Here is a 15,341-nt window from a genome sequence, read left to right as displayed (position 1 = left end):
CGCTTATCCGTTGCGCAGGATGCTGGCTGCCGTGTCCAGGCCTTCTTGCGTGCCCACCGCAACGAGGAGGTCCCCCGGGTGCAGGACGACGTCGGGCCCCGGGGAGGGAAGCACCTCACCCTCCCGCATAATGGCCACGATCGAGGCGCCACTGCGGGTCCGGATGCAGGCCTTTCCCATGGGCTGGTTCTGGAAGGGCGAATCCGCGGCGATGGAGAACTGCCGGGTGACGATCCCGGGCACCTCCCGGTGCGCTTCGGAGAGCTGCATTGCCAGGCGCTGCCCGCCCAGCAGGTTACCCAGGGCGGCCGCCTCGTCGGCGGTCAGCGGGATGGAGGCCTGGCAGGTGTCCGGATCGTCCCAGGTCGAGACGATCAGCTCGGTCTGGCCTTCGCGGTACTCGACGACGCCGATCCGGCGTCCCGAGGCGGTCATGAAGTCCTTGCGCCGGCCCAGGCCGGGAAGGTCTGTCTCATCCACGTTCATGTTTCCAGCCTAGTGGGCTGGCCTGCTTTTGGGGGCAGGTTCAGGCCTCGGGCACCACGGCGATTTCCGTCTTTCCCGGCGGCTTGACGGGCAGCATCACCAGCAGTCCGGCCAGCAGGACAACCATGATGCCCAGGATGCCCCAGCGCTGCGCTTCGCCGGCAGCCACAAGGGGTGTCGCGACCGTGATGCACAAGGTGAAGAGCGCCGGTGCCAGGAAACTGACGGCCCGTCCCGTGGTGGCGTACAGGCCGAAAAGCTCGCCCGATTCGCCGTGCGGTGCCAGCCGGGCCAGGTAGGCGCGGGACGAGGACTGGGCCGGACCCACAAAGAGGCACAGGAACAGGCCGAACACCCAGAACGTCGTGCTGCCCGCCCACTGCATGCCGAAGAAGGAATAGTTACCGTTTCCCAGGACCAGGAGAACGGTTCCGGCGCCCAGCAGACCGATCAGCGAGCCGATGATGACCGCCTTCGGCCCGATCCTGTCGTCCAGGAAACCGCCGAGCAGGGCACCGACGGCGGCGACGACGTTGCCGAAGATGGCGAAGAAGATCACCTGCTTGAGTTCGAAGCCGAAGGTTCCGGCGGCGATGATCCCGCCGAAGGTGAACACCGCGGCGAGCCCGTCGCGGAAGATGGCACTGGCCAGCAGGAAGTAAATGGTGTGCGGGCTGGTCCGGTAGATCGCGCGGATGCGGCGGACCAGCAGGCCGTAGGACGCGAAGAAGCCCAGGCTGGACTGCCGGGCCTTGGGCACTTCCGGGACGGCGAACATCACCGGAAGCGCGAACACCAGGAACCAGAGCGCGGAGAAGACAGCCACGAGGCGGATGTTCAGGCTGTCCTCGGTGGAGGCCCCGAACCAGTCGATGCTGGGCTGGACGAAGAGCTGCAGCACGACCAGCAGCGCCACGATGCCGCCGAGGTAGCCCGCGGCCCAGCCGAACCCGCTGATTTTGCCGATGTTCGCGGGGGTGGAGATCTGGGCCAGCATGGCGTTGTAGTTGACGCCGGCGAATTCGAAGAACACGTTGCCAAGCGCAATCAGCGTCACCCCGAGGAGCAGGAACTCCGGCCGGGGGAAGACAAAGAAGCACAGGCCGGTCAGGAGGGCGACGGCGGCGGTGTTGACCCCCAGCCAGAGTTTGCGCCGGCCTCCCGTGTCCGAGCGCTGGCCCGTGACCGGCGCCAGCAACGCGATGGCGGCCCCGGCGATGGCCAGCGCGGAGCCGAGGACAGCGGAGGCTGCATCTTCTCCGCCAAAGGCCTGGGAGGTCAGGTACACGGTAAAGACGAACGTGGTCATGACCGCGTTGAAGGCCGCAGAACCCCAGTCCCAGGCGGCCCAGGCCAGGATGCGGCCCTTTCCGGTGGCATGGTTGCCGGACTCAAGTTCGGAGCCCGGGCGCATGGCCTCCGGGGCGGTGGCGGAATTCATAGCCTGATGTTATCCGTCCCCGGCGCGCAGCCAACGGAGAAACGGTTCCGCCAAAAACAATTTGTGCACGCTTGGTAAACTGTCCGGACCGAACCTAACCAATGCCCCGCCTGCTCCAACTCTTGATAATCGAATTCCTAACGTTGCGGAGATTTCAGTGATCACAGTCCTTGCCGTGCACTTCGCGGTGGCTGCTGTGGCGCCGTTCCTCTTCCGCAGGCTGGGCAGGAACGCGTTCTTCGCGCTGGCCGCGGTGCCGGCAGGATCGTTCATCTGGCTGCTCCTGCAGCACGGCGCGGTCTATTCCGGCTCCGGTTCCACCGCGGTGGCCCTGCCGTGGATCCCGGACCTTGGCCTTGAGCTGGCGTTCCGGATGGATGCCCTGGCCTGGGTCATGTCGCTGCTGGTCCTGGGGGTCGGAGCGCTGGTCCTGGTCTACTGCGCCCGCTACTTCAAGAACAAGGACAGCTACCTGGGCGGCTTCGGCGCGCAGCTGCTGGCCTTCGCCGGGGCCATGTTCGGCCTGGTCACCGCCGATGACCTGCTCCTGATGTTCATTTTCTGGGAACTGACCACGGTGCTGTCCTACCTGCTGATCGGCTACGCCCGCACGCGCTTGTCCGCCCGGCGCTCGGCGCTGCAGGCGCTTATTGTCACCACAGCCGGCGGCCTCGCCATGCTGGTGGGGCTGATCATGCTCGGCTCCACGGCGGGAACCTACCGGATCTCGTCCCTTCTGCAGCGGGCGCCGGAGCTCGTGACCGGGCCGGCCGCAGACGCGGTGGCGGCCGCCGTCGTGCTGGTCCTGGTGGGCGCGATCACCAAGTCAGCCCTGGTCCCGTTCCATTTCTGGCTCCCCGGGGCGATGGCCGCCCCGACGCCGGTGAGCGCCTACCTGCACGCCGCCGCCATGGTGAAGGCCGGCATCTACCTCGTGGCGCGGCTCGCCCCCGGCTTCGCCGAGACCGCGTTCTGGCTCCCGGTGGTGCTGGGCCTGGGTCTGGCCACCATGCTGGTGGGCGGGTACAGGGCCCTGCGCCAGACCGACATCAAGCTCATCCTCGCCTACGGAACGGTCAGCCAGCTGGGCTTCCTGACCATGGTGGTGGGGCTCGGTAAACCGGACGCCGCGCTCGCCGGCCTCGCCCTGCTGCTGGCCCACGGCCTTTTCAAAGCCACGCTGTTCCTGGTGGTCGGCATCATCGACCACCAGGCGGGGACCCGCGACATCCGCAAGCTCTCCGGCGTGTACCGGTCCTCCCGGGCCCTCGCGGTGGTGGCGGCCATCGGGGCGGCGTCGATGGCCGGGGTCCCTCCGCTGGCAGGCTTCGTGGCGAAGGAATCAGTCTTTGAAGCCTTCGTGCACCACGCCGGAACCGGCCCCTGGGGCCCGGTGATCCTGCTGGGAGTGGTCCTCGGCTCCATCCTGACCTTCGCCTACAGCGCCCGCTTCATGTGGGGCGCCTTCGCGGTCAAGCAGGGCGTGCCGGCCACCCCGTTCAAGGCCATCAAACCGGCGTTCCTGGCCGCCCCCGCCCTGCTGAGCCTGCTGACTCTCGCTTACGGAGTGTGGCCGGTGCCGGTGGACGCCTGGATCCAGCCGTACGCCGCACTCTTTGCCGGCCATGACGGTGCCTCGGAAGCCGACGCCGCCGGCCACCTGGCGCTGTGGCACGGGTTCACCCCGGCGCTGGGCCTCACCGCGGTCACCTTCGCCCTCGGCCTGGCGATGTTTTACGGACGGAACGCCGTCGCCCGCGCCCAGGGCCTGGTGCCCGGCTGGATCGACGGCGACCGCAGCTACCAGCACACCATCGGCGCCCTCGACGACATCGCGGTGTGGGTCACCGGCCGCACCCAGCGAGGCTCGCTGTTCTTCTACCTGGCCGTCATCCTGACGGTTGCCTTCGTCCTGCCGCTCACCGCACTGGTGCTGGCCAACAAGCCGCTGCCGGGCGGCCTGTACTTCGTGGACCCCGGCTCGCCGCTGCAGCTGGTAGCCGGCGCCGGAATCGTGATCGGCGCCCTCGCCGCGGTCCGGGCCAACAAACGTTTCCTGGCCGTGCTGATGGTCTCGGTGACCGGCTACGGCATCGCGCTCATGTTCGCCCTCCAGGGCGCCCCCGACCTGGCCCTGACCCAGATGCTGGTGGAAACCATCATCTTGGTGGCCTTTGTCCTCGCCATGCGCAGCCTGCCGCCGGAACTGCGGGACCGCACCGGCGGCAAATACCGGGTGATCCGGGTGATCATCGGCGCGGCCTTCGGCCTCACCATGGTCTTCGTGGCGATCTACGCCCTGGGGGCCCGCGTCGCCAAACCCGTTTCGCTGGAATTCCCCCGCCTGGCCTACGAGGGCGGCGGAGGACTGAACGTCGTCAACGTCACCCTCGTGGATATCAGGGCCTGGGACACCTTCGGGGAAATCTCCGTCCTGGCGCTCGCCGCGACCGGCGTCGCCAGCCTGATCTTCGTCCGCGGCCGCGGCGACCGGATCGGCCCGTCCGCGTCCGTGGCGGAGGGGACCGTGGGACGCCGGACCGGCCTGCCCGCTCACACCAGGGACAACGCGGCGCTGGCCATGAGCCGCCGGTTCGCCGCCTCGACGCGCGACGCATGGCTGGTCGCCGGGCGCACCATGGCCCCGGAGCGCCGCTCGATCATTTTCGAAGTCGTCACCCGGCTGATCTTCCACTCCATGATCGTCTTCTCCCTCTACCTGTTGCTGGCCGGCCACAACCTTCCCGGCGGAGGTTTCGCCGGCGGCCTCACGGCCGGGCTCGCCCTCACCATCCGCTACCTCGCCGGGGGGCGCTTCGAACTGCGCGAAGCCACCCCGGTCAGCGCCGGCGCCCTGCTGGGGATCGGCCTCGCAACGGCCGCGGCGTCGGGCGTGGCGCCGCTGCTGTTGGGCGGCCAGGTCTTCCAGAGCGCGGTAATCGAACTTTGGCTTCCGGTGTTCGGCGACATCAAGTTCGTCACCTCCACCATCTTCGACATCGGCGTCTACATCGTCGTCGTCGGCCTGGCCCTGGACGTGCTGCGAAGCCTCGGCGCGGAAATCGACGAGCACTTCGAGGACCAGCCCGCCGAGCGCGCCGAGGAAGAGCCCGCAGACCCGTCCGAGGGAAAGGCCGACGGGCCAAAGGCCGACGGCGTCCCGGCCGAAGCCACCGCGAAGGGAAACGCATGAGCGTCAATCTGACCCTGCTGACGGTCATGGGAGCCCTGTACGCCTGCGGCATCTACCTGATCCTGGAACGCAGCCTGACCCGGGTCCTGCTGGGCCTGATGCTGCTGGCCAACGCCACCAACCTGCTGATCCTGGCCACCGGCGGCTACGCGGGCCTCGCCCCGCTGTATAAAAAGGACACCGCCGCCAACGACTACAACGACCCGCTCCCGCAGGCGCTGATCCTCACCTCGATCGTGATCTCGTTCGCCGTCACGGCGTTCATGCTGGGCATCATCTACCGCACCTGGGTGCTGGCCCGGCAGGACGAAATCCAGGACGACGCCGAGGACCGCCGCGTGGCCGAGACCCCCAGCTTCGACGCCGAGGACGACGCCGTCATTCCGGTGGAGACCTCGGAGTTCCCGCTGGTCGCGGCCCCGGGACCAGCCGGCACCGAGGGGCCGGAATCGGCGGAGACCGTGCAGGCCGGCGCCCGCCGGATGCCTGCAACGGACGCCGCCGCCGAAGAACAACCTGGTTCCCGCAACGTCGGTTCCGGCCCGGAAGGAGGGACCAAGTGAACATCGCAAGCCTTGCCCCGCTCGCCGTCGTCCTCCCCATCCTGGGGGCCGCCCTGACCTTCCTGCTGATCCGGCAACCACGGGCGCAGCGGACCGTCAGCATCGCGCTGCTCTCGCTGACCCTGCTGCTGGAATGCTTCCTGCTGGCCTCCGTCTGGCAGGGCGGCACGTCCGCGGTCAACATCGGCGGCTGGCTGCCGCCCTGGGGCATCGTGCTGGTGGTGGACCAGTTCTCCTCGCTCATGCTGGTGGTTTCCTCTACCGTCAGCCTCGCCGTGCTGGTCTACGCCACCGGCCAGGGCATGGCCGACGGCGACCGCGACGCCCCCGTGTCGATCTTCCACCCCACCTACCTGATCCTCGTGGCCGGCGTGTCCAACGCCTTCCTTTCCGGCGATCTGTTCAACCTTTATGTGGGCTTCGAGATCCTGCTGACCGCCAGCTACGTGCTGATGACCCTCGGCGGGACGGGTCCGCGGATCCGCGCCGGCGTGACCTACGTGGTGGTCTCCGTGGTCTCCTCGGTGCTCTTCCTGATCGCGATCGCCATGATCTACGGCGCCACCGGGACCATCAACATGGCCGACCTGGCCGTCAAGCTGGTCGAACTGGACCAGGGTACCCGCAACCTGCTGCACGTGCTGCTGCTGGTGGCATTCGGGATCAAGGCCGCCGTCTTCCCGTTGAGTTTCTGGCTCCCGGACTCGTATCCGACGGCGCCTGCCCCGGTCACCGCCGTGTTCGCCGGGCTGCTCACCAAGGTGGGCGTCTACGCGATGGTCCGCACCGAGACCCTGCTCTTTCCCGGCGACACGTTCAACACCCCGCTGATGGTCGCGGCCCTGCTGACCATGGTGGTGGGGATCCTGGGCGCCCTGGCGCAGAGCGACATCAAGCGACTGCTCTCCTTTACCCTGGTCAGCCATATCGGCTACATGGTGTTCGGCCTGGCGATGTCCTCAGTTGCGGGGCTGGGGGCCGCGGTGTTCTACGTGGCGCACCACATCACCATCCAGACCAGCCTGTTCCTGGTGACCGGCCTGATCGAGCGCCGCGCCGGGAGCTCCTCGGTGGACCGGATCGCCGGGCTCGCCAAGCTTTCGCCGCTGCTGGCCGTGCTGTTCTTCGTGCCGGCCATGAACCTGGCCGGCATCCCGCCGTTCTCCGGGTTCCTGGGCAAGCTGGGCCTGCTGCAGGCCGGCGTCGCCCTCGGCACCCCGCTCGCCTACGCCCTCGTGGCCGGCGGTGTCCTGACTAGCCTGTTGACTCTGCTGGCCGTCGCCCGGGTCTGGAACCGTGCCTTCTGGCGCAAACCCGAGGACGCCGAACACCCCGACCCCGTGCTGTTGGCCGCCCCGGCCGACGCGGCCACCGGCCACCGCGCGGGCCAGCAGAACGTGACCCTGCTGCCGCGGACCATGGTGGGCTCCACCTTGGGCCTGGTGCTGTTCGGAGTGGCGCTGACCGTGTTCGCCGGGCCGCTGTTCCGGGTGGCCGGCCAGTCGGCCGAGTCGATGCTGGATCGGTCAGCCTACATCCAGGCCGTGCTGGGGGACGAGGCGCCGGTCCCGGCGATCGCCGAGCCGCCGCGGCAGGAGGGCGGGAAATGACGCGGAAGAGAATCTCGCTGCGCCAGGAACTGCCGCTGCTGGTCTGGCTGGTCATCGTCTGGGGCGCGCTCTGGCAGGACTTCAGCGCCGGGAACCTGCTTTTCGGTGCCTTGATCGCAGTGGTGGTGGCGCGGTTGTTCTACCTGCCGCCGGTGGAATTGGGCGGCCGCTTCAACGTGCTGCGCGCCGTACCCTTCGCCGTAATCTTCCTGGGCAAGGTCGTGGCGGCCAGCCTCCAGGTCCTGTACCTCGCCGTCGTCCGGGGCCCGGAGGTGATCAGCGCCGTCGTGGCCGTCCAACTCCGGAGCCATTCCGACCTGCTGGTGACCGCCACCGGGCACGTCATCTCGCTGATTCCGGGGTCCGTGGTGGTGGAAGTGGACCGGTCCACGTCCACGCTCTACATCCACGGCATCAACGTCCGCGATGCGAAGGATGCGGACAAGCTCCGGAAGGAGGTCCGCGACACCGAGGCCGGGCTGATCCGGATCATGGGCACCCGGTCCGAACTGTCCGCGCTGAAGCAGGAGGTGGGCTCGTGATGCCGCTGGTCCTGACCATTACCGCCGTCGTGCTCTCCCTCGCAGCGGGCGGCGCGATCATCCGCATCGCCCGGGGCCCCTCGCTGCTTGACCGGGTGCTGGCCGCCGACGTGCTGCTGGCCATCCTGGGCGCGGCGCTGTGCATCGATATGGCCGTAAACCGGCACCTGAACAACTTGATGCTGCTGGTGTCCATTTCCATCATCGGCTTTGTCGGCTCGGTGACCGTGGCCCGTTTCGTGGCAGACCGGAGGAAGCAGCCCAATGAGTCCTGAGACAAGCTCCGCCGACGCCGTGACCGACGCCGTCTCCGCCGTTTTTATGGTGGTCGGGGCGCTGATGTCCCTCGGCGCGGCAATCGGCCTGCTGCGCTTCCCCGACCTCATGAGCCGTATGCACGCCGCCACCAAGCCGCAGGTGCTGGGCCTGTTCCTGCTGCTTTGCGCGGTGGGCCTGCAGCTGCGCACCTGGTGGGTGTGGCCGGTGCTGGGCGTGGCGTGGATCTTCCAGCTGCTCACGGTGCCGGTCTCGGCCCACATGGTGGGACGTGCCGGCTACCGCACCAAGCACCTGCACCCGGAACTGCTCAGCGCCGACGAGCTCGAAGCCGTGGTGCAGCAGGCGGCCGGCAAGCGCGGTTTCACCGACGACGACGACTGACCCGCCGTCGCCCGGCCGGTTGGCGGGACATGGCGCATGGTCCGCCGCCTGGGCGGTGGCCGGACATGTCAGACTGGCCGGATGGAAATGCCGGAAGATGCCCCGCGGGACCTCGACCAAGACCAGATCGCCGAAATCGCGAGAGCTTACGTTGAAAAGAACCATCCCGACTCAGCTGCGTCCATCCTCGGGGGAAGCGCGGCCGCCGGGACGGCAACATCCACCTCTGACCTCGACATCGCTGTTCTCTACCCGGACGGACACCCGAATTATGCGCTGACCAGCCGTTTCCAGGGATGGCTGGTTGAGGCGTTCGTGCATACGCCGGCGAGCCTGGACTTCTGGTACCGCAGGGAGGCGGAGGAACGGCGACCCGTGATCGCAGAGCTTTGCGCCAGCGGAATTCTCCTTACGGACAACGGTGCCGGCCGCGCATGGCAGTCCCGCGCCCGGGAACAGATGGCACACGGGCCGAAGCCCCTGACCGACGCCGAGCGGGGTTCCCGCTGCTACGGACTGAGCGCCCTAATGGACGACCTGACAGGAAGCCGCGACGACGCCGAAACCTTCATCCTGACGGCGGATGTCTTCCGCGAAGCTGCCGACCTTTTGCTGCTCGAGGCCGGGAGTTGGCTTGGCGGAGGCAAATGGGTCATTCGCCGCCTCACGCGCAACGGCAACGACCTCGCCGGCCGCCTGGCGGGCTGGGCCGCCGACCCTCACCGAAACCCGGAATCCCTCGCCGCCCTCGCCAGGGAGGTCCTCGAGGGGTCGGGTGGGTATGTCCAGGAGGGCCATCTGCGCGGCGAGGCGGAAATTACCGCCTGACGACCGATGACTCCGCCGGCGGCCGGGCGCACCGGGCAGGCGATAGGCCCTAGACCAGGTCCTGGGTCTTGGCGAAGCGAGTGATCGCCCGCTGCGTGCCGCGGTTGGCGAGAACCTGGATGATGGCGCTGACCGACGCAGAGATCAGGGCGAACGTCAGCGCCTGACGCAGCGTGGTGGGAACGTCGTCGTCGTGGCCCTTGGGCGGCTTGTTGCCGGTCGTCTTTTCCCAAACGGTGTCGACCACCTTGGTGCCGACGAAGCCGGCGAGGAGGCTGATGCCGGTGCCGAGCAGTTTGATGAAGATGTTCATACGTCGTACTCCTTGCGGGAGGAAACAGGGCTTCCCCTAGCCTAGCGTCCCGGCGACGCCGGGCGGCCAAGGATCTCCGTCAGGGCCTCGACCACCAGCTCATGGTCCGCTTTCTGTGGCAGCCCCGAGACGGTGACGGTGCCGACCACCCCGGTGCCGCGCAGGTAAATGGGAAAGGAGCCGCCGTGGGCCGCAAACTCCTGCTGGTCGAACCAGGCGTTGTCCTCGATCCTGCGCCCGGCAGCACGCGCCCGCAGGCCCACCAGCAGCGACGGGACTTCATACCGCACGGCGGTGCGCTGTTTGGCCTTGATCCAACGCTCATTGTCCGGGGTGGCGCCCTCCAGAGCGGCGTGGAAGAGGACCTGCTCGCCTTTGGTGATGTCGACGGCGATCGGGTGGGAGCGTTGCCGGCCGAGCTCCACTAGCCGGAGCCCCAGGTCAAGGGCGTCGTCTTTGCTGAAGGACTCGAACTGCAGTTCGTCGATTTCCGTCAGGATGCGGCCGATCAGCGCCGCCAGGGACCCGTCCGGCTGCGGTTCCGCGGAGTCCGGGTCGTACTCGGGGGAAGGAACTGGTGCGTCGCTCATGGGACTCAGCTTCCGTTAGGTGGCCGCCGCTGCGCAAGCCCAACGGACGGGCAGCTGGGGCCCTCGAAACGGCAACGATTGTGAGTCACGTGGGAGGTCCGCCGGGTGTAAACTGGCCCAGCCCACAAGGGCGATTTTGATACGACAGGGGAGCGCCGCCGTCGGGCATCACTGGAACAGTCCAGGGAACCGTAGGTGGGCGCTGAGAGTGCGGACAGCCGCAGACCCTCGAACCTGATCCGGTTAGTACCGGCGCAAGGGAGTCGAGTTCTCAGGGTGCCCGGCGCCCGTGGCGGAAGCCGCGGCGCCGCCGGAACACCCTCCCCTCCTGTACCTCAGGAGGACGACATGACTGATATTTCTGCGAAGCAGACACTCACCACCGGCAAGTACAGCTGGCGCGTGGTCGACATTGTGGTGGCGGCGTTGATCGCTGTTGCCGGCGGTGTGATTTTCTGGGCCTGGTCCCAGGGTTCCAACCTTGTTTCCGTTCCGCTCAACGCCGTTTACCCGCCGCTGACCGGGCTCTATGCCGGCGGCTGGATGATCCCCGCTGTGCTGGGCATGCTCATTATCCGCAAGCCCGGAGCGGCATTGTTCTGCGAAACTGTGGCCGCCACGGGCGAGCTGATCATGGGCTCCCAGTACGGCGCGTCCGTGCTGTTCTCCGGCTTCGTCCAGGGCCTCGGCGCCGAACTCATCTTCGCCGCGTTCCTGTACAAGCGGTTCAACCTGCCGGCGTCCCTGCTCGCCGGCGCCGGCGCGGGCCTGTTCTGCGGACTGAACGACTCCTTCCTGCCCTGGGGCTGGAACATCGCGTACGAATCCGGCGACAAGCTCGCCTACATCGTCTTCTGCGCCATCTCCGGAGCCGTCATTGCCGGCGGGCTGTCCTGGCTGGCCACCCGCGGCCTGGCCAAGACCGGGGTGCTGGGGTCGTTCGCCTCCCGCAAGGCGGCGTCGGAACCCGTCTTCTCCTGAGGCCCGCACCCGCATGAGAACTTCCGACGCCGTCCGGCCGGCCGCGGTCACCGCCCGCGGCTGGGGCTGGCGGCACGCCGGCCGGCCCCGGCCCGCCGTGAGCGGCCTGGATCTGGACATCCGCCCGGGTGAGCGCGTGCTGCTGCTGGGGCCGTCCGGCGCGGGCAAGTCCACACTGCTGCACGCCCTGGCCGGGGTGCTCGGGGACAGCACTTCCGCCGCCGCATCGGCCGCTTCGGCCGCGTCCGCGGCGGGCGCCGCGGACGCCGAGGACTCGGACGAGACCGGCAGCCTGCTGATCGACGGCGCCCCACCCCGGTCCCGGCGCGGCAGGGCGGGGCTGATGCAGCAGGACCCGGAGACCCAGGTGGTGCTGTCGCGGCTCGGCGACGACGTCGCCTTCGGGGCCGAAAACCTGTCCGTGCCCCCGGCGGAGATCTGGCCCCGGGTGGCGGAGGCGCTCGACGACGTCGGGCTGGGCGGACTGCCGCTGCAGCACCCGACGTCGTCGCTCTCCGGCGGGCAGAAGCAGCGGCTGGCGCTCGCCGGGATCCTCGCGATGCGGCCGGGCCTGCTGCTGCTCGACGAGCCCACCGCCAACCTCGACCCGGCCGGTGTTCTGGAGGTCCGCGACGCCGTGGGGCGGTGCCTGGACAAGACCGGCGCCACCCTCGTGGTGGTGGAGCACCGGGTCGCCGTCTGGAAAGACCTCGTGGACCGGATCGTTGTGCTGCAGCCCGGAACCGCCACCGACTCCGCCGTGCTGCTGGACGGGCCCCCGGACCTGGTCCTGGAGCAGGCGCGGGACATGCTCATCGCCGCCGGCGTCTGGGTGCCCGGCCATGTGCCTGCCACCCGGGCGCGCCGCGGCGGAACGGGGCCGGGCGGAGTCGAGACCGGCGGCGCCGCGGCCGGCCAGCTGCTGCTGGCGGCCGAGGGGCTGGCCGTGTCCCGCGAACATCCCCGCCGCACCGGTCTGTTGCGCGGGTTCCGCACGGTCCCGCCCGCGCCGGTGCAGTCCGGCATCACGGCGCAGGTCCGGGCCGGGCAGGCGCTGACCATCACCGGCCCCAACGGTTCCGGGAAGTCGACCTTCGCCCTGACCCTGGCGGGACTGTTGGCCCCGGTGGCCGGCGCGGTGTCCGCCACGACCGAGCTGAGCGCCGGTGCGGGCATCGACCCCTACAAGTGGAGGGCCCAGCAGTTGATTGCCAGGATCGGCACGGTGTTCCAGGAACCCGAGCACCAGTTCGTCACCGGCCGGGTGCTGGACGAACTGATGTTCGGCCCCCGCCAGCTGGGCCGCGGCGAAGAACGAGTGGACGAGCTGCTGGAACGCCTGCGGCTGCGCGACCTGGTGGACGCCAACCCCTACACCCTCTCCGGCGGCGAAAAGCGGCGGCTCTCGGTCGCCACCGTGCTGGCCGCGCACCCGCAGGTGCTGGTGCTGGACGAGCCCACCTTCGGCCAGGACGCCAACACCTGGGCGGAACTGGCCTCCTTCCTCTCCGAGCTCCTCGACGCCGGCACGGCCGTGGTCTCGGTGACCCACGACGCGGAATTCAGCGAGGTCCTGGGGGGCGCCGAGTTAAAACTCGGCGCCCCGCCGCCCGGCGTGCCCGGCCGGACGACGAACCCGGGGGTGGCGGCGCCATGAGGGACGCCCTGACCCTGCCCGGGAACCACGCCCTGCTGGCCCGGGCCAACCCGCTGGCCAAGTTCGCCGGCGTCGTGCTCATCACGGTCGTCCTGGCGCTGTCCATCGACTGGGTGTCCGCGTCCGTGGCGCTCGGCTTCGAACTCCTGCTGTTCCCGCTTGCCGGCCTGACCCTGGCCCTGCTCTGGCAGCGCGGCTGGCCGCTGATCCTAGCGGCGGCCGTGGGCGGCTGGAGCACCGCGATCCTGGCGCCGGACCACGGCAGGATCCTGCTCGACGTCGGCGTCTGGTCCATCAGCGAGGGTTCGCTGCAGCTCGGGCTGGGTTTCCTTTTGCGCGGCCTCGCGATCGCCCTGCCGGCGGTGCTGCTGATGAGCTGTACGGACCCGACGGATCTGGCCGACGCCCTGGCGCAGCAGGCAAAGCTGCCGCACCGGTTTGTGCTCGGCACCCTCGCCGCGATGCGCCTAGTGGGGCTCATGGCCGAGGAATGGCAGACCATCGGCATGGCCCGGCGGGCCCGCGGCGTCGGCTCACACGGCAACCCGGTGCAGCGGCTGAAGGCCACGCTGGGGCAAAGCTTCGGGCTGCTGGTTCAGGCACTCCGCCGCGCGTCCCGGCTGGCGGTGACCATGGAAGCCCGCGGCTTCGGCGGCGCGCAGCGGACCTGGGCGCGGACCGCGACGTTCAGCCGGCTGGACGCGTGGGTGGTCTTGGGCGGTGTGCTGATCGCCGGCGCGTCGGTGGCGGCGGCCATCGGTGCCGGGACCTGGAACATGGTGTTTCTCGGCCAGCAGTAGCGGACTGGCGTAGGCTGCTCCCGGGGCGCCTGCCATATCGCACGAGATGGATATTATGTGAGCTTAATTGCAGTTGGCGGGTGTTTTTCGGATCAAATAGCTCATCCGTGATATTTATTGCATATGACTCAACAGACTGCTGAATACGTCGGCGCCGTGCTCCGGGACGCCCGCGGCCAGAAGGGCTGGACTCAGGGACAGCTCGCGGCCGAACTGGGTACCAGCCAGAGCGCCATTGCCCGGATGGAACAGGGCAAGCAGAACCTGAGCCTGAAAATGATCCAGCGGCTTGAAGCCATTTTCGGCCGGGCCATCGTCAAGGTCGGCCGGCCGCAGATGACCCACCTCAGGGTGGAGGGCGGCCGCACGCTCTCCGGAGCGGTGGACGTCAACAGCAGCAAGAACGCCGGCGTCGCGCTGCTGTGCGCGAGCCTGATCAACCGCGGCACCACCGTCCTGCGCCGGCTCGCCCGGATCGAGGAAGTCAACCGGATCGTTGAGGTCCTGACCAGCATCGGTGTCGAATGCACCTGGCTGGACGCGAACGACTTGCAGATCCGCCGCCCGGCCGTGCTGGACCTTGAATCAATGGACGTCGAGGCCGCGCGCCGGACCCGGAGCGTCATTATGCTCCTGGGCCCGCTGCTCGATGAATCCGCCGAATACCGGCTGCCCTACGCGGGCGGCTGCGACCTCGGCACCCGCACCGTGGAACCGCATATGCAGGCCCTGCGCCAGTTCGGCCTCAGCGTCGAGGCGAAGTCCGGCTTCTACAGCGTGCAGGCGCCGCCCGCGGACGGCCACGACCGTTCCTTCGTCCTGAGTGAGCGCGGCGACACCGTGACCGAAAACGCCATCATGGCGGCCGCCCACCGCCGTGGCACCACCATCATCCGCAACGCCAGCCCGAACTACATGGTCCAGGACCTCTGCTTCTACCTCCAGATGCTGGGCGTGGAGATCGACGGCGTGGGCACCACAACGCTGACGATCGTCGGCCGTCCGTCGATCGAGGCCGACGTCGAGTATTTCCCGTCCGAGGACCCGATCGAGGCGATGAGCCTGATCACCGCCGGCATCGTGACCAACTCGGAAGTCACGATCCGCCGGGTCCCGATCGAGTTCATGGAGATCGAGCTGGCGACGCTGGAGCAGATGGGCCAGCGGCTGGAGGTGTCCGCGGAGTACCTTGCGCGCAATGGACGCACCCGGCTGGTGGACGTCACCACGAAGCCCTCCGAGCTGCGGGCGCCCGCGGACAAGATCCACCCGATGCCTTTCCCCGGCCTGAACATCGACAACCTGCCGTTCTTCGCCGTCATCGCCGCCAACGCGCAGGGCCAGACGATGATCCACGACTGGGTGTACGAGAACCGGGCAATCTACCTCACCGAGTTGAACAAGCTCGGCGCCCAGGTCCAGCTGCTGGATCCGCACCGGATCTATGTCAACGGGCCCACCAAGTGGCGGGCCGCGGAAGTCGGCTGCCCGCCGGCCCTGCGCCCGGCAGCCTGCCTGCTGCTGGCTATGCTCGCCGCACGGGGCGTCTCCGAGCTGCGCAACATCTACGTGATCGAGCGCGGTTACGAGGACCTGGCCGAGCGGCTGAACACCATCGGCGCCCGGATCGAGTACTTCCAGGACTGAATCCTCTGACCCCCGCGTTGGGGTAGCGCG

The 15,341-nt window shown here is 68.7% G+C and carries 15 protein-coding genes and 1 riboswitch; of the genes, 11 read left to right on the top strand and 4 right to left on the bottom strand.

The features are described from left to right. Nucleotides 1-3: 3 nt before the first annotated feature. A complete protein-coding gene (locus AC1MBE_RS08480) occupies nucleotides 4-486 on the bottom strand; it encodes a cation:proton antiporter regulatory subunit (protein WP_175322308.1) in 483 nt (160 codons plus the stop codon). A gap of 40 nt (nucleotides 487-526) precedes the next feature. Further along, nucleotides 527-1,927, bottom strand: coding sequence for an MFS transporter (locus AC1MBE_RS08475; RefSeq protein WP_479782386.1), 1,401 nt, complete (start codon nucleotides 1,925-1,927; stop codon nucleotides 527-529). Nucleotides 1,928-2,084: 157 nt separating this feature from the next. Between AC1MBE_RS08475 and AC1MBE_RS08470 the strand changes: the two genes are divergently transcribed. From AC1MBE_RS08470 to AC1MBE_RS08440, 7 genes are all read left to right on the top strand, one after another. Beyond that, the gene (locus AC1MBE_RS08470) at nucleotides 2,085-5,120 is read left to right on the top strand and encodes a Na+/H+ antiporter subunit A (protein WP_479782384.1); all 3,036 of its coding nucleotides are present in this window, start codon (nucleotides 2,085-2,087) and stop codon (nucleotides 5,118-5,120) included. Continuing rightward, nucleotides 5,117-5,683: a Na(+)/H(+) antiporter subunit C gene (locus AC1MBE_RS08465; RefSeq protein WP_479782382.1), complete on the top strand. Its 567-nt coding sequence runs from the start codon at nucleotides 5,117-5,119 to the stop codon at nucleotides 5,681-5,683. Before AC1MBE_RS08470 ends, AC1MBE_RS08465 begins: the two co-directional genes overlap by 4 nt. After that, complete coding sequence (locus AC1MBE_RS08460; protein ID WP_479782381.1) at nucleotides 5,680-7,293, top strand: Na+/H+ antiporter subunit D; 1,614 nt, start codon at nucleotides 5,680-5,682, stop codon at nucleotides 7,291-7,293. The genes AC1MBE_RS08465 and AC1MBE_RS08460 overlap by 4 nt, the downstream gene beginning before the upstream one ends. Continuing rightward, on the top strand, nucleotides 7,290-7,835 hold the full coding sequence (locus AC1MBE_RS08455; RefSeq protein WP_479782379.1) for a Na+/H+ antiporter subunit E: 546 nt from the start codon (nucleotides 7,290-7,292) through the stop codon (nucleotides 7,833-7,835). The genes AC1MBE_RS08460 and AC1MBE_RS08455 overlap by 4 nt, the downstream gene beginning before the upstream one ends. Beyond that, complete coding sequence (locus AC1MBE_RS08450) at nucleotides 7,835-8,110, top strand: MrpF/PhaF family protein (RefSeq protein WP_479782541.1); 276 nt, start codon at nucleotides 7,835-7,837, stop codon at nucleotides 8,108-8,110. The genes AC1MBE_RS08455 and AC1MBE_RS08450 overlap by 1 nt, the downstream gene beginning before the upstream one ends. Beyond that, nucleotides 8,100-8,495 carry a monovalent cation/H(+) antiporter subunit G gene (mnhG, locus tag AC1MBE_RS08445; RefSeq protein ID WP_479782377.1) on the top strand — a complete coding sequence of 132 codons (396 nt, stop codon included), beginning with the start codon at nucleotides 8,100-8,102 and terminating at the stop codon, nucleotides 8,493-8,495. The genes AC1MBE_RS08450 and mnhG overlap by 11 nt, the downstream gene beginning before the upstream one ends. A gap of 81 nt (nucleotides 8,496-8,576) precedes the next feature. Next, entirely contained in the window at nucleotides 8,577-9,323 is a 747-nt protein-coding gene (locus AC1MBE_RS08440; RefSeq protein ID WP_479782375.1) for a nucleotidyltransferase domain-containing protein, read from the top strand. Nucleotides 9,324-9,372: 49 nt separating this feature from the next. On the opposite strand, the gene AC1MBE_RS08435 is transcribed toward AC1MBE_RS08440, so the two are convergent. Continuing rightward, nucleotides 9,373-9,636 carry a DUF4235 domain-containing protein gene (locus AC1MBE_RS08435; protein WP_175322316.1) on the bottom strand — a complete coding sequence of 88 codons (264 nt, stop codon included), beginning with the start codon at nucleotides 9,634-9,636 and terminating at the stop codon, nucleotides 9,373-9,375. A gap of 41 nt (nucleotides 9,637-9,677) precedes the next feature. Continuing rightward, nucleotides 9,678-10,226: a heme-degrading domain-containing protein gene (locus AC1MBE_RS08430; protein ID WP_479782373.1), complete on the bottom strand. Its 549-nt coding sequence runs from the start codon at nucleotides 10,224-10,226 to the stop codon at nucleotides 9,678-9,680. Between the two features lie 136 nt (nucleotides 10,227-10,362). After that, a riboswitch (TPP riboswitch) is annotated at nucleotides 10,363-10,505 on the top strand. Nucleotides 10,506-10,574: 69 nt separating this feature from the next. Here AC1MBE_RS08430 and AC1MBE_RS08425 point away from each other — a divergent pair. The 4 genes from AC1MBE_RS08425 (at nucleotide 10,575) to AC1MBE_RS08410 (ending at nucleotide 15,311) form a co-directional block, all read left to right on the top strand. Beyond that, complete coding sequence (locus AC1MBE_RS08425; protein WP_479782371.1) at nucleotides 10,575-11,207, top strand: ECF transporter S component; 633 nt, start codon at nucleotides 10,575-10,577, stop codon at nucleotides 11,205-11,207. Nucleotides 11,208-11,220: 13 nt separating this feature from the next. Then, nucleotides 11,221-12,864 carry an ABC transporter ATP-binding protein gene (locus tag AC1MBE_RS08420; protein WP_479782369.1) on the top strand — a complete coding sequence of 548 codons (1,644 nt, stop codon included), beginning with the start codon at nucleotides 11,221-11,223 and terminating at the stop codon, nucleotides 12,862-12,864. Then, on the top strand, nucleotides 12,861-13,664 hold the full coding sequence (locus AC1MBE_RS08415) for an energy-coupling factor transporter transmembrane component T family protein (protein WP_479782367.1): 804 nt from the start codon (nucleotides 12,861-12,863) through the stop codon (nucleotides 13,662-13,664). The genes AC1MBE_RS08420 and AC1MBE_RS08415 overlap by 4 nt, the downstream gene beginning before the upstream one ends. 123 nt (nucleotides 13,665-13,787) lie before the next feature. Continuing rightward, the gene (locus tag AC1MBE_RS08410; protein ID WP_479782365.1) at nucleotides 13,788-15,311 is read left to right on the top strand and encodes a UDP-N-acetylglucosamine 1-carboxyvinyltransferase; all 1,524 of its coding nucleotides are present in this window, start codon (nucleotides 13,788-13,790) and stop codon (nucleotides 15,309-15,311) included. The last annotated feature ends 30 nt before the right edge of the window (nucleotides 15,312-15,341 follow it).

The organism is Arthrobacter sp. BG5 (genome assembly GCF_056680155.1).
This window is presented reverse-complemented; position numbering and strand designations above follow the sequence as displayed.

What these genes read in the sequence shown, in the direction of transcription:
- AC1MBE_RS08455 (WP_479782379.1), top strand. Translation starts at nt 7,290, where the DNA reads ATGACGCGGAAGAGAATCTCGCTGCGCCAGGAACTGCCGCTGCTGGTC.
- AC1MBE_RS08410 (WP_479782365.1), top strand. Translation starts at nt 13,788, where the DNA reads ATGACTCAACAGACTGCTGAATACGTCGGCGCCGTGCTCCGGGACGCC.
- AC1MBE_RS08435 (WP_175322316.1), bottom strand. Translation starts at nt 9,636, where the DNA reads ATGAACATCTTCATCAAACTGCTCGGCACCGGCATCAGCCTCCTCGCC.
- mnhG (WP_479782377.1), top strand. Translation starts at nt 8,100, where the DNA reads ATGAGTCCTGAGACAAGCTCCGCCGACGCCGTGACCGACGCCGTCTCC.
- AC1MBE_RS08465 (WP_479782382.1), top strand. Translation starts at nt 5,117, where the DNA reads ATGAGCGTCAATCTGACCCTGCTGACGGTCATGGGAGCCCTGTACGCC.
- AC1MBE_RS08475 (WP_479782386.1), bottom strand. Translation starts at nt 1,927, where the DNA reads ATGAATTCCGCCACCGCCCCGGAGGCCATGCGCCCGGGCTCCGAACTT.
- AC1MBE_RS08450 (WP_479782541.1), top strand. Translation starts at nt 7,835, where the DNA reads ATGCCGCTGGTCCTGACCATTACCGCCGTCGTGCTCTCCCTCGCAGCG.
- AC1MBE_RS08420 (WP_479782369.1), top strand. Translation starts at nt 11,221, where the DNA reads ATGAGAACTTCCGACGCCGTCCGGCCGGCCGCGGTCACCGCCCGCGGC.
- AC1MBE_RS08430 (WP_479782373.1), bottom strand. Translation starts at nt 10,226, where the DNA reads ATGAGCGACGCACCAGTTCCTTCCCCCGAGTACGACCCGGACTCCGCG.
- AC1MBE_RS08425 (WP_479782371.1), top strand. Translation starts at nt 10,575, where the DNA reads ATGACTGATATTTCTGCGAAGCAGACACTCACCACCGGCAAGTACAGC.
- AC1MBE_RS08415 (WP_479782367.1), top strand. Translation starts at nt 12,861, where the DNA reads ATGAGGGACGCCCTGACCCTGCCCGGGAACCACGCCCTGCTGGCCCGG.
- AC1MBE_RS08440 (WP_479782375.1), top strand. Translation starts at nt 8,577, where the DNA reads ATGGAAATGCCGGAAGATGCCCCGCGGGACCTCGACCAAGACCAGATC.
- AC1MBE_RS08480 (WP_175322308.1), bottom strand. Translation starts at nt 486, where the DNA reads ATGAACGTGGATGAGACAGACCTTCCCGGCCTGGGCCGGCGCAAGGAC.